Raw genomic sequence first — 13,161 nt, 5'->3', positions numbered from 1 at the left:
TGCGGGGCCCCTCGTGCTACGGCCGCAGGGCTCAGGCCGCGGCCTTCTTCGAGCCGCTGAACGCGGCGAAGGCGGCGAGCGCGAAGAACAGGAAGGTCAGCGGGTCCAGCTCGTCCTTCCACACCTGCGTCAGGCCGTCGAAGTGCTCGAAGAAGACGGTGGAGGCCGAGACGTCCAGCTCCTTGCCGGCGATGATCGCGAGGGCGACCAGCTGGCCGAAGTAGACGGCGCCGAGCGAGAGCACGGCGCTGACCACGGGCAGGGCGGGGTTGTTGCCGCCGGCCTTGCCGGCCGCGAAGCCGACGAGGAAGCCCACGCCGACGGCCGCCCAGCCGATCTCCCGCTCGATGCCGCCCGCGAGGGCGCCGTAGACGCCGCCCGCGACGAGGGCGGCGACGAGGGCCGCCACCAGGCCGAGCCCCACGTGGGAGCGGGCCGGGGCTGCGGGCGGGGCGGGCGGCGGCGCCTGCGGCACCTGGCCGGGCCCGGCCCCCTGGGCGAACGGGTTGCCGGGCGGCGGAACGGACTGGCTCATGGAACGTAAATCCCCCCTGGGACGGTGCCGCACGAGTGTGCGGTCAAGCGCCGGAGGCTAGCAGCTCCCTGTGACGGGGCGGGGGGATTTACGGGCCCTGGAGGCCCAGGGGGACGCTCAGAGCCGGTGGGCGGCGCCCGCCGGGGTCGCGCCGCGGGTGTCGAGGAGGAGCTGCGCCTTCACCGCGAGGCCCTGGAGGTCGTATGTGCGGTGGTGCTGGAGGAGCAGCGTCAGGTCGGCGTGGGCGGTGGCCTCGTAGAGGGAGTCGGCGCGGGGGACGGGCAGGTCACGGACGCGCCAGTCGGGGACGTACGGGTCGTGGTAGCTGACGGCGGCGCCGAGGTCCATCAGGCGGCGGGCGATCTCGTCGGCGGGGGAGCCCTGGCGGTCGGCGAGATCGGGTTTGTACGTGACCCCGAGCAGCAGGATCCGGGCGCCGCGGGCGGACTTGCCGTGTTCGTTGAGGAGCGTGGCGCAGCGCTGGACGACGTACTGCGGCATGCGTTCGTTGACCTGCCCGGCGAGTTCGACCAGGCGCAGCGGGCGGTGGCCGCCCACGGTGTCGACGGGCACGCCGTGGCCGCCGACGCCGGGACCCGGGCGGAAGGCCTGGAAGCCGAAGGGCTTGGTCTCGGCGCAGCGGATGACGTCCCAGAGGTCGACGCCGAGCTCGTGGCAGAGCACGGCCATCTCGTTGACGAGGGCGATGTTGACGTGCCGGAAGTTCGTCTCCAGGAGCTTGACGGTCTCGGCCTCGCGCGGGCCGCGGGCGCGGACGACCTTGTCGGTGAGGCGGCCGTAGAAGGCGGCGGCGGACTCGGTGCAGGCGGGGGTCAGGCCGCCGATCACCTTGGGCGTGCCGGCGAGGGCGTGGGCGCCGTGGGCGCCGCGGCCGCCGGGGTCGATCCGGCCGGGGGAGTACGCGAGGTGGAAGTCGCGTCCGGCGCGCAGCCCGGACCCCGTTTCGAGGAGCTCGCGCAGCGGGCCCTCGGTGGTGCCGGGCGGCACCGGGGACTCCAGCACGACGGTGGTGTGGGGCCGCAGCCGGGCGGCGAGGGCGCGGACGGCGTCGGTGACGGCGGTGAGGTCGAGTGCTCCGTCGGGTCCGGACGGGGTGGGCGCGCAGATGACGGCGGTGCGGACCCGGCCGAGCTCGGCCGGGTTGGCGGCGGGCGAGAAGCCGCTGGCGAGCATCCGGCGGATCTCGGCGGCGGTGAGGGAGCCGTCGACCGGGGGACGTCCGGCGGCCAGTTCGGCGAGGGGGCGGGGGTCGGTGTCGTAGCCGATGGTGGCGATGCGGGCCGCTGTGGCCGCCTGGGCGAGGGGGAGTCCGTGGTGACCGAGGCCGATGACGGCGAGATCAGCGGGCATGGGGGGTGGGCCGTCCTTCCCAGTAGCCGGAGGGAACGCGGTGCGCAAGCCCGGTGGACCGAAGGGGGCCGACGCAATGTCAGACTAGGCGTAAATATGACCGATATGCGGCATTGCGGAGCCGAAGGTCGCCGAGTGTTATCCACAGGGTGGGGGCGAGGCGGTGGCTGAAGTCGGGCGGGCGGGACAGAATCGACGGTGAGCCGGACCGCACGAGGACCGGTTCGCGTGCTGACGCAGACGGGGGACGACGGGAGGCACCAACCGTGAGGACAGCGACACTGGGACCGGCCGAGCGCACCGAGGCGCTCGCGGCCATGGCCGAGCGCGAACTGGACGTGCTGGTCGTCGGCGCCGGGGTCGTCGGCGCGGGCACCGCCCTCGACGCCGCCACCCGAGGACTCTCCACCGGCCTCGTCGAGGCCCGCGACTGGGCGTCCGGCACCTCCAGCCGGTCGAGCAAGCTGATCCACGGAGGCCTGCGCTATCTGGAGATGCTCGACTTCGCCCTCGTCCGCGAGGCGCTGAAGGAGCGCGGCCTCCTCCTCGAACGCCTCGCTCCCCACCTCGTCAAACCGGTCCCGTTCCTCTACCCCCTGCAGCACAAGGGCTGGGAGCGGATGTACGCGGGCTCCGGCGTCGCCCTGTACGACGCGATGTCGGTCTCCTCGGGCCACGGCCGCGGCCTCCCGGTCCACCGCCACCTCAGCCGCGGCAAGGCCCTCCGCGTGGCGCCCTGCCTGCGCAAGGACGCCCTCGTCGGCGCCCTGCAGTACTACGACGCCCAGATGGACGACGCCCGCTTCGTCGCCACCCTCGTCCGCACCGCCGCGAGCTACGGCGCGAAGGTCGCCAGCCGGGCCCGGGTCGTCGGCTTCATGCGCGAGGGGGAACGGGTCGTCGGCGCCCGCGTCCAGGACGTCGAGACCGGCGGCGAGTACGCGATCAGGGCCCATCAGATCGTCAACGCCACCGGCGTGTGGACCGACGACACCCAGGCGCTCATCGGCGAGCGCGGCCAGTTCCACGTCCGCGCCTCCAAGGGCATCCACCTCGTCGTGCCCAAGGACCGCATCCACTCCACCAGCGGACTCATCCTGCGCACCGAGAAGTCGGTCCTCTTCGTCATCCCCTGGGGCCGCCACTGGATCATCGGCACCACCGACACCGACTGGGACCTCGACAAGGCCCACCCGGCCGCCTCCAGCGCCGACATCGACTACCTGCTGGAACACGTCAACACCGTGCTCGCCACCCCGCTCACCCGCGACGACGTCGAGGGCGTCTACGCGGGCCTGCGGCCCCTGCTCGCCGGCGAGTCCGACGCCACCAGCAAGTTGTCCCGCGAGCACATCGTCGCCCACCCGGTGCCCGGCCTCGTGGTCGTCGCCGGCGGCAAGTACACGACCTACCGCGTGATGGCCAAGGACGCCGTCGACGAGGCCGTCCACGCCCTCGACAAACGGGTCGCCGCCTGCGTCACCGACGACGTCCCGCTCCTCGGCGCCGAGGGCTACCGGGCACTGTGGAACGCCCGCGCCGGCATCGCCGCGCGCGCCGGACTCCACGTGGCCCGGGTCGAGCACCTGCTCAACCGCTACGGCTCCCTGACGGAGGAGCTCCTCGACCTGATCGCCGCCGACCCGGCGCTCGCCGCGCCCCTCCCGGCGGCCGAGGACTATCTGAAGGCCGAGATCGTCTACGCCGCCTCGCACGAGGGCGCGCGGCACCTGGACGACGTCCTGACCCGGCGCACCAGGATCTCCATCGAGACCTTCGACCGGGGCACGCTGAGCGCCCGCGAGTGCGCCGAACTCATGGCGCCGGTGCTCGGTTGGGACGCCCTCCAGATCGACAAGGAGGTCGAACACTACGAGAAGCGGGTCGAGGCGGAGCGCGAATCCCAGCGTCAGCCCGACGACCTGACGGCCGACGCGGCCAGGCTCGGCGCGCCGGACATCGTGCCGATCTGACCCGTTTCGCTTCTCGGACTCCGGACCCGGGGGAGCCGGCGGTCCCGGAGTGAGGGACAATGAGCTCTCTTCCAGGGCGGGTTGCCGCATCAAGCGGGAGCTGCGGACGCGGGCGGGAATCAGGGATCGCAGAGGGGACGCATGTCGGAGGCGGAGCAGTCGCGGGACACGGGGCAGGCCCCCCGGCGGGACGCCGCCGCGGGTGCCGCGACCGACGGCGACCGGGGCACGGTCCCGGCGGCGCGCGCGGCCGGGCGGAACGAGGACGCCACGGCGCGCGAGGGCGGGCCCGAGGGCCCGTCGGAAAGCGGGCCTGCGGGCGCGGGTGACGCCGCGTCGGCGGCACCGGAGGACGCGCCGCGCGCGTCCGGCGCCGACCGGGAACCGGCCGGACCGGAGGACGCGCCGCGGGCCGGGGCGTCGGCGGACACGTCCGCGGACGACGCCACGGACGCGGCGGAACCACGGGACGCGGCGCCGAGGGACGCGGCACCCGGGCTCGTGAAGCCCACGGCCGCGACGCCCGGTGACGGCGGCACGGCGGGCGCCGGGAACGACCGGGCCCGCGGCCGGGATCCGCGGGCCGGCGTGGGGCTCGCGAAGAGCGCCGGTGCCGGTCAGGGCGGGCGCAGCGGCTCGACCGACGGGGCCGCGCCGGCCGCCGGGTTCGGCGCGGACGCCACCGGAACCGGCGCCCGGACCGGACGCGCTGACACGCCGTCGGCCGAGGGGCGGCTGCTGGCCGGCCGCTACCGGCTCGGCGTGGTCCTGGGCCGCGGTGGCATGGGCACGGTGTGGCGCGCGGTCGACGAGACGCTGGGCCGGACCGTCGCCGTCAAGGAACTGCGCTTCCCCAGCAGCATCGACGAGGACGAGAAGCGACGCCTCATCACCCGGACCCTGCGCGAGGCCAAGGCCATCGCCCGGATCCGCAACAACGGCGCCGTGACCGTCTACGACGTCGTCGACGAGGACGACCGCCCGTGGATCGTCATGGAGCTCATCGAGGGCAAGTCCCTCGCCGAGGCCGTACGCGAGGACGGCACGCTCACCCCGCGCCGCGCCGCCGAGGTCGGTCTCGCCATCCTCGACGTCCTGCGCTCCGCGCACCGCGAGGGAATCCTCCACCGCGACGTGAAGCCCTCCAACGTGCTGATCGGTGAGGACGGCCGCGCCGTCCTCACCGACTTCGGCATCGCCCAGGTCGAGGGCGACCCCTCGATCACCTCCACCGGCATGCTCGTCGGCGCCCCCTCGTACATCTCGCCCGAGCGGGCCCGCGGCCACAAGCCCGGCCCCGCCGCCGACCTGTGGTCCCTCGGCGGACTGCTGTACGCGGCCGTCGAGGGCAGCCCTCCGTACGACAAGGGCTCCGCCATCGCCACGCTCACCGCGGTGATGACCGAGCCGGTCGACCCGCCGAAGAACGCGGGCCCCGAGCTGGAGAAGGTCATCTACGGCCTGCTCGCCAAGGATCCGGAACAGCGGCTCGACGACGCCGGCGCGCGGGTGCTGCTGCGCGCCGTCCTCGACGCGCCCGAGGCACCGCCGAAGCCGTCTCCCGAGGCCACCAGGGTCGTACCGCTGCCCCCGCTCCCGGAGGGCCCGCCGAGCGGCGGCCCCGCCACGCCCGGCACGCCGAAGCCGGTCCGCGAGAAGACCGCCGACGCGGCCGCCGAGCGGATGCGGGGCGCCCTGAAGTCGGTCCGCAACGCCGCGGTCTCGGCCAAGGCCGCCTCCGGGCGCGCGACCGGCGCCGGGACCCCGGACCGGCCGGCGTCGAGCAGGGCCTCGCTCACCGACGTCGTCCCGCGCCGCACCCTGGTGGTCATCGCCGCCGTGGTGCTCGTCGCGCTGCTCGGCACGATCCTGTACGTCGCCCTCGGCGGCGGCCAGGACGGTGCCGACCAGGGCAAGGGCAAGGCGACCGGCGGCACCACCGCCTCGGCCGGCAGCGCGTCCGGCGGGACCGACGGGCAGGGCACGGACAAGGGGTCGGGCGACCCGTCCCAGCAGGGCGGCGGCAAGCCGGCCGCCAACAGCGGCGGCCAGAGCGGCGTCACGCCCACCGGGACCCCTGGCGGCGGTCCGTCCGGCGGCGGGAGCGGGCCGCAGCTGCCGCCCGGCTACGTCATGGTGACCAACGCCCGCTTCCACTTCACCATGGCGATGCCGGCGTCCTTCCGGATGACCGACATAGCGGGTGAGAACTCCGGAGGCATCTTCAACGCCTCCCAGGGCGCCTTCCCCCGCGTGCAGGTCGACTTCAACGACAGTCCGAAGGACGACGCGGCCGCCGCCTGGCGTGCCGCGCTGACCGCGGTCGCCGCGACCAGCAACGGCTACCGGCACATCGGCATACACCCGGTCTCCTACAAGGGCTATCCGACCGTCGCGGACTGGGAGTTCGAGCGCACCCAGAAGGGTGTGCGGGTCCACGTGCTCAACCGCGGCTTCAAGGTCGACGCCGGGCACGGCTACTCGATCATGGTGAGCTGCCGGGCCGAGGCGTGGGACGCCGCGGAGTGCAAGACGCTGCGGGACACCGCGTTCGCCACGTTCAGCCCCAAGGACTGACCGGCGGCACGTATCGTGAGAGGCCCCGTCCGCGAGGGCGGGGCACGGGGGACGTGGGGCGCGTGGGGAGGCGTCGTGGACGACTACGCGGGAAGAGTGCTGGCGGACCGGTACCGCCTGCCCCTGCCGTCGGCGGACGCGGACGATCCCGTCGAGACGCGGGCCTTCGACACGTACAGCGGCCAGGAAGTGCGCATCCGTCATGTGCCGCTGCCGGAGGTCGTCGACGCCGAGTTCGTCGACGACGAGCCGTACGCGGGCCCGGGCCGCGCCACCCGCAGCCCGGCCGACCCGGCCGTCCGCCGTGCCGTCGAGGCGGCCCAGGCAGCCGCCCGGATCCCCGACCACCCGCGCCTCGACCAGGTCTTCGACGTGTTCGCGGAAGCCGGTTCGCTGTGGATAGTGAGTGAGTTCGTCGCGGCCACGCCGCTCTCCGAGCTCCTGACGGAGGGGCCGCTCACCCCCTACCGGGCCGCCGAGATAGGCGCCGACCTGCTCGCCGCCCTGCGCGCCCTGCACGCGCACGGCTGGACCCACCGCAACGTCACCGCCCGCACGGTCCTGGTCTGCGACGACGGTCGCGTCGTCCTCACCGGCCTCGCGGCCGGCGCCGCCGAGGAGGCCCTGTGCGGCTACGCCCCGGTGCCGGTGGAGGAGGACCCGCTCCCGTTCGGCGGGCCGCAGGAGGCGTACGAGGAGCCCGGGTCCCAGGACGAGTACGGCGCGTACGCCGGGCACGACGCGTACGACGAGCCCGAGGCCTATGACGAGCCCGAGGCCTACGACGAGCACGGTGCCTACGCCGAGACCGCAACCTACGCCGAGACAGAGGCTTACGCCGAGACAGAGGCCTACCCCGAGACCGAGACCGAGGCCTACGAGGAGCGCGGCGCGTACGAGGCCCTCGGGGCCGGCCCGGCCGTCCACGAACTGGAGCCGTACGAGCCGTACGAGCCCTACGCCCCCGAGATCCACGGCCGGGGTGCCCCGGCCCCCGCCCCGATGTCCGGCGCCCCCGCCGACCCCCACGGCCACGTGCCCGCCGCCCGCGAAGCCGCGCCCGTCGAGTACGGCGAGCCCGACCGGGCGGCCGGGAGCGGTCACCACGGCGCGCACGACGGCGCCGACGGCGCCCACGGCGCGCCCGAGGACGGGCCCGGCACCCCCGACGCCCCGTCCCGCGCCGGATACGGCCCCGACGGCGGCACCCCGTACGGACGCGGGAACGGGACCGAGCGGACCGAGTCGCCCGCCGCCCCCGCGACGCCCGCAGGACCCGCCGTGCCGCCCGCCGCCGACGTGCGGGCGGCCCGCGCCGGAGCCATCGCCGCCTACCGGGCCGGTGCCCGCGCCGCCGCGCGGATCGGCGAGACCGGGGCCCTTCCGGTGCAGCGCCCCGCCCCGCCGGCGCCGCCCGAGGCCCCGCCTGCGGCTCCGGAGGCCCCGGAGGCCCCGCCCGCGGCGCCAGGGCCGCAGTGGTGGTCCCGGGTGGGCGAGGACGACGACGTCGACGACGAGGACGAGACGGGCGGCGGCTACGGCACTCCGCCGCCCCGGGCCTATCTCACCGGCTCCTGGAGCGACGGCCCGCACGCCGCCCGCGACGGCGGGCGTTCCGTCCCGGCCGGCGGCGGCCAGGGCCCCGCGCTGCCCGCGCTCCCGGCCGGATACACCGCGGCGGCTCCCCGGCCGCCCCTGGTGCCCGCCGCCGCGTCCCGCGCGCCGGGCGGTCCCGACGAGGCGTACCGGGGTCCGGCGACCCGCCTCGCCGCCGAGCGGGCCCGGCAGACCCGCATGGCGGTCGTCGGCCCGGTCACCGAGCGCTGGGCGCCCGAGCAGGCGGGCCCGGTGCACGAGCACTGGCGGCTGGCCCCGCCCATCGGCCCCGCCACCGACCTGTGGGCGCTCGGCGCCCTGCTCTACCGGGCCGTTCAGGGCCACGCCCCGTACCCCGAGGACCACACCGCCGAGCTGGTGCAGCTGGTGTGCGCCGAGCCCCCGGCCTTCGCCGAGGAGTGCGGGCCGCTGCGCCCCGTGGTCGAGTCGCTGCTGCGCCAGGACCCCACCGAGCGCCCCGACGTGGAGGAGCTGAGCGGCTGGCTGCGCTCCCTGGTGCGTTCGGCGCCCGAGCCGGAGGCCGGGATCGGCGTCGTACCGCTGCCCTCCCCGGACGCCCGGAGGCTGCCCATCGTGCGCCGCCGCGGCGAACTGGTGCGCCGGCGACGCGGCGGGGCGGGCGGCGGACGGCACCGCCAGGGCAAGGGCGGGCGCGCCCCGCGCGAGGGGGCGTACCCGACGCGGGCCGACGCACCCTTCTTCGACGCGCCCGTGCACGAGGAGATCCCGCAGCGTGCCCCGCGAGCCCCCCGCGCGCCGGGGAGCTCTCCGGGCTCGCCGCGCTCCCTGGGCCGCATGCTGCTCCTCCTGGTCCTCCTGCTGCTCGGCGGGGCGGTCGCGTACGCCGTCCTCTTCATGCCCCGGCAGGGCGAGGAGGGCGGCCGCACGGCGCCGCCGCCGACGCGGTCCGGCTCCGCGGCGCCGAAGCCGCCGCAGAGCACGCCGCCGTCCGCCACCGGGACCCCGTCCAAGGGGCCCACGCCCTCCGCCGACCCGTCCGCCCCGGCGCTCGCCGCCGGCTACGCGCTGCGCAAGGACCCGGAGGGCTTCCAGCTGGGCGTGCCGCGCGACTGGCGGCGCAGCCCGATCAACGACGCCGGGCAAGTGCGCTACACGGGCGGCGACTTCACGCTGATCGTGGTGCCCGGCCGGGACACGGTCCAGGCGAACGGCACCGACCCCATGGCCTACCAGCGGACCAGGGAGCGCGAGCTCCAGCCCTGGCGGGACTCGTCCTGGTCCAGCGCCTCGGGCCTGCGCCGGATCGACGTCGGCCGACAGGCCATGGCGGTCGGCCAGTTCACCTGGCAGGACAGCACCGGCCGTGAGGTGTTCGTGCGCAATCTGGCGCTGATCGAGGGCGGCCGCTATCACGTCGTGCAGGTCATCGGGCCGGAGAACGAGCGCGACAAGGTCTCCGAGATCTACGACCAGGCGGTGAAGGCCTACCGGGTCACCCGGTGACCTGCGCCGTCGTCCACCGGCCCGCCTCCGGCGCCCGCTTTTCCGCCGTGCTCCCCGCCAACGGCCGCGCCGCGTACCGGCCCGAGCACCGCGAGTGGCCGAAAACCGCCGCTGGTCACAGAGTTGTTCCCAAAGGCGCCCCGAGGTTTCGCGGGCCGCTTCCCTCTCCGTACCCTTGCCTCGGAAGCAAACAGGCGGGGGCACGTGGAACATTCTGAGAGCACCGGAACCGGGCTGCTGCTCGCCGGACGCTACCGGTTGGGCGAATCCATCGGGCGCGGCGGCATGGGCAAGGTCTGGCGTGCCCACGACGAGGTCCTGCACCGGGTCGTGGCCGTCAAGGAGTTGACGGCGGGCCGGTTCGTCGCCGAGGCCGACCGGCTGGTCCTGCACGCCCGGACGCAGAAGGAGGCGCGCGCGGCCGCCCGGATCACCCACCCGGGCGTGGTGACCGTGCACGACGTCCTGGAGCACGACGACCGGCCGTGGATCGTCATGCAGTACGTGGACGGCCCCTCGCTCGCGGACGCGGCGAAGGAGGCCGGCACGATCGCGCCCGGCGAGGCGGCCCGGATCGGGCTGCACGTCCTCGGCGCCCTGCGCGCGGCGCACGCCGCCGGGGTGCTGCACCGGGACGTGAAGCCGGGCAACGTGCTGCTCGCGCGCGACGGCCGGGTCCTCATCACCGACTTCGGTATCGCGGCGATCGAGGGCGACTCCTCGATCACGCGCACCGGCGAGCTCGTCGGCTCCATCGACTACCTGGCCCCCGAGCGGGTGCGCGGCGGCGACCCGGGTCCCGCCTCCGACCTGTGGTCCCTGGGCGCCACGCTCTACTCGGCGGTGGAGGGCACCTCGCCGTTCCGCCGCGGTTCGCCGATCAGCACCATGCAGGCCGTGGTGACCGAGGAGCCGCCGTACCCGGAGAAGGCCGGCGCGCTCGCCCCGGTCATCGTGGCGCTGCTGCGCAAGGACCCGGAGCAGCGCCCGCGGGCCGACGAGGCCGAGCGGATGCTGCTCGACGCCATGGAGGGCCGGGAGCCGCAGGCCGCACAGGCCTTCGTGCCCACCCAGCGGGTGGGCGCCGAGGAGCTGGCCGCCGCCGCCCCGTCGCTGACCGCGCCGCTGCCGGTGCCGCAGGACGACCCCGCGGCCGTCCCGGCGGCCACGCCGGCGACCGCGCCGGCGGAGCCCGCCACGCCCTCCACCGGCGTCACCGCCCCCGGTCTGCCGGGCGGTGCGGGCGGCTCCGCCGGACGCCGGGGCCGCTGGCGTGCCGCACTGCTCGCCGCGGTCGTCGCCGGGCTGCTCGCGGGCGGCGCGGTGTTCGCCGCGATGACCCACATGGGTGGCAAGGCGGACAAGGGGGGCGACACGCCCGTCACCCAGACCACGGGCAAGGACGGCAAGGATTCGGCCAAGGGTGCCGTCCCCGTCGGCTGGCACCGGGTGCAGGACCCGGAGGGCTTCAGCCTGGTCGTCCCCGACGGCTGGAAGCGCCGGATGGACGGCGACCAGATCGACTACACGCCGGACGACGGGCGGCACCGCATCCGCGTCAGCATCGACCGCTCGCCCGACTTCGAGAACCCGTACATGCACATGCTCGACCTGGAGAAGATCGTGCAGCGGCGGGCCGAGTACCAGCGGATCCGGCTGACCCAGAACACCTTCCGCGACCAGGTCGACTCCGCCGTCTGGGAGTTCACCTGGATCGAGAAGCAGACCTTCCCGGGACCGCGGCACGCGATCGACCAGGTGTACTACGACGAGGACGGTACCGAGTACGCCCTGTACATGGCCGCGCCGGAGGAGAACTGGGAGCGGACGCGCGAGCAGTTCGACATCGTGAAGAAGTACTGGAGAGCCCCTGGAGCTACCGTGAGCCCCTGATCAGGGCTTATGTGCCAGTGATCGCTGGCGCGATGGGGGCGTGCGGTGAAAACGCGTTACTCACGGGTACCCAAAGGGCGGAATGCGTCCTACGCTCGGCCCCATGACGGACTCGCAGGTACTTCCCACGACGGCCACCGCCCGCACCAACCCCGTCGCGCCCGCGCCCGCCGGGGTGCGCACGGCCGCCGACGTGGTCACGCCCGAGCTGGTCGCCCGGCTCACCCGCGGCGTCGCGGGCTCCGGCCGTACCGCCAACCACACCCCCTTCACCGGGGACAAGCTGGCGGACCTGCCCGAGGCCACCCCCGAGGACGTCGCCGAGGCCTTCACCCGCGCCCGCGCCGCCCAGGCCGTCTGGGCCGCGACCCCCGTCCGGGCCCGCGCGGCCGTGCTGCTGCGCTTCCACGACCTGGTCCTCCGCCGTCAGGCCGAGGTCCTCGACCTCATCCAGCTGGAGACCGGCAAGGCCCGTCTGCACGCCCACGAGGAGGTCCTGGCGGTCGCCGTCGCCGCGCGCCACTACGGCCGCAAGGCCCCCGCCTACCTGCGCCCCAAGCACCACACCGGCGTCGTGCCGACCCTCACCAAGGTCACCGAGCTGCGCCAGCCGCGCGGGGTCGTCGGCCAGATCGCGCCCTGGAACTACCCCCTGGAGCTGTCGGTCGGCGACGCCCTGCCCGCCTTCGTCTCCGGCAACGCCGTCGTCATGAAGCCGGACACCGAGACCGCGCTGACCGCCCTGTGGGCCCGCGACCTGCTGATCGAGGCCGGTCTGCCCGCCGAGGTCTTCCAGGTCGTGCTCGGCGAGGGCCCCGTCGTCGGCCCCGAGGTGGTCCGGCACGCCGACTACGTCTCCTTCACCGGCTCCACCCGGACCGGCCGCGAGGTCGCCCAGGGCGCCGCGGCCCGCCTCGTCGGCGTCAGCCTGGAGCTCGGCGGCAAGAACGCCATGCTGGTCCTGGAGGACGCCGACATCGAGAAGGCCGCCGCCGGCGCCGTCCGCGCCTGCTTCTCCTCCGCCGGCCAGCTGTGCATCTCCATCGAGCGGCTGTACGTGCACGAGTCGGTCGCCGACGCCTTCCTCGACCGCTTCGCCGCCCGGACGAAGGCCATGCGGCTCGGCAACTCCCTCGCCTACGGCGCCGACATGGGCTCCCTCGTCGGCGAGCGCCAGCTGGAGACCGTCACCCGGCACGTCGAGGAGGCCGTCGCCAAGGGCGCCAGGCTGGTCGCCGGCGGCCACGCGCGTCCCGACATCGGCCCGTACTTCTTCGAGCCGACCATCCTCGACGGCGTCGACGCCCCGATGGCCGTCTGCGCCGAGGAGACCTTCGGCCCGGTCGTCTCGATCTACCGCTTCACGGACGAGGACGAGGTCGTCGAGCTCGCCAACGCCACCCCGTACGGCCTGAACTCCTCCGTCTGGACCACCGACTCCCGCCGCGGCCACGCGGTGGCCGCCCGGCTGCGCACCGGCACCGTCAACATCAACGAGGGCTACGCCCCCGCGTACGGCAGCGTGCAGTCCCCGATGGGCGGCATGAAGGACTCCGGCCTCGGCCGGCGCCACGGCTCCGAGGGCATCCTCAAGTACACCGAGGCCCAGACCGTGGCCCAGCAGCGGCTGATCCCGCTCGCGCCCTCCTTCGGGATGGACGACGAGAAGTACGCGGCCTTCATGAGCACCTCCCTGAAGGTCATGAAGGCCCTGCGACTGCGCTGACCGTC

At 75.0% G+C, this 13,161-nt stretch carries 7 protein-coding genes; 5 read left to right on the top strand and 2 right to left on the bottom strand.

Going from position 1 to position 13,161, the window contains the following annotated elements; translation table 11 throughout:
* Window positions 1-31: 31 nt before the first annotated feature.
* A complete protein-coding gene (locus tag ACGF1Z_RS17175) occupies window positions 32-535 on the bottom strand; it encodes a hypothetical protein (RefSeq protein WP_393004698.1) in 504 nt (167 codons plus the stop codon).
* Between the two features lie 117 nt (window positions 536-652).
* Entirely contained in the window at window positions 653-1,906 is a 1,254-nt protein-coding gene (locus ACGF1Z_RS17170) for a nucleotide sugar dehydrogenase (RefSeq protein WP_393004696.1), read from the bottom strand.
* Window positions 1,907-2,172: 266 nt separating this feature from the next.
* Between ACGF1Z_RS17170 and ACGF1Z_RS17165 the strand changes: the two genes are divergently transcribed.
* The 5 genes from ACGF1Z_RS17165 to ACGF1Z_RS17145 all read left to right on the top strand — a co-directional run bounded on the left by ACGF1Z_RS17165 (window position 2,173) and on the right by ACGF1Z_RS17145 (window position 13,156).
* Window positions 2,173-3,879 carry a glycerol-3-phosphate dehydrogenase/oxidase gene (locus ACGF1Z_RS17165; RefSeq protein WP_393004694.1) on the top strand — a complete coding sequence of 569 codons (1,707 nt, stop codon included), beginning with the start codon at window positions 2,173-2,175 and terminating at the stop codon, window positions 3,877-3,879.
* A 141-nt stretch (window positions 3,880-4,020) separates the two neighbouring features.
* The gene (locus tag ACGF1Z_RS17160) at window positions 4,021-6,456 is read left to right on the top strand and encodes a protein kinase (RefSeq protein ID WP_393004692.1); all 2,436 of its coding nucleotides are present in this window, start codon (window positions 4,021-4,023) and stop codon (window positions 6,454-6,456) included.
* A 75-nt stretch (window positions 6,457-6,531) separates the two neighbouring features.
* Window positions 6,532-9,537, top strand: a complete 3,006-nt coding sequence (locus ACGF1Z_RS17155) for a protein kinase (RefSeq protein WP_393004690.1) — start codon at window positions 6,532-6,534, stop codon at window positions 9,535-9,537.
* Between the two features lie 204 nt (window positions 9,538-9,741).
* Window positions 9,742-11,430 carry a serine/threonine-protein kinase gene (locus ACGF1Z_RS17150; RefSeq protein ID WP_393004688.1) on the top strand — a complete coding sequence of 563 codons (1,689 nt, stop codon included), beginning with the start codon at window positions 9,742-9,744 and terminating at the stop codon, window positions 11,428-11,430.
* A gap of 103 nt (window positions 11,431-11,533) precedes the next feature.
* Window positions 11,534-13,156, top strand: a complete 1,623-nt coding sequence (locus ACGF1Z_RS17145; protein WP_393004686.1) for a succinic semialdehyde dehydrogenase — start codon at window positions 11,534-11,536, stop codon at window positions 13,154-13,156.
* Window positions 13,157-13,161: the final 5 nt, after the last annotated feature.

This window comes from Streptomyces sp. NPDC048018 (assembly GCF_043202995.1).
In the GTDB taxonomy this organism is placed as follows: Bacteria; Actinomycetota; Actinomycetes; order Streptomycetales; family Streptomycetaceae; genus Streptomyces.
The sequence above is the reverse complement of the archived record's forward strand: the minus strand, read 5'-3'. Positions and strand labels throughout refer to the sequence as shown.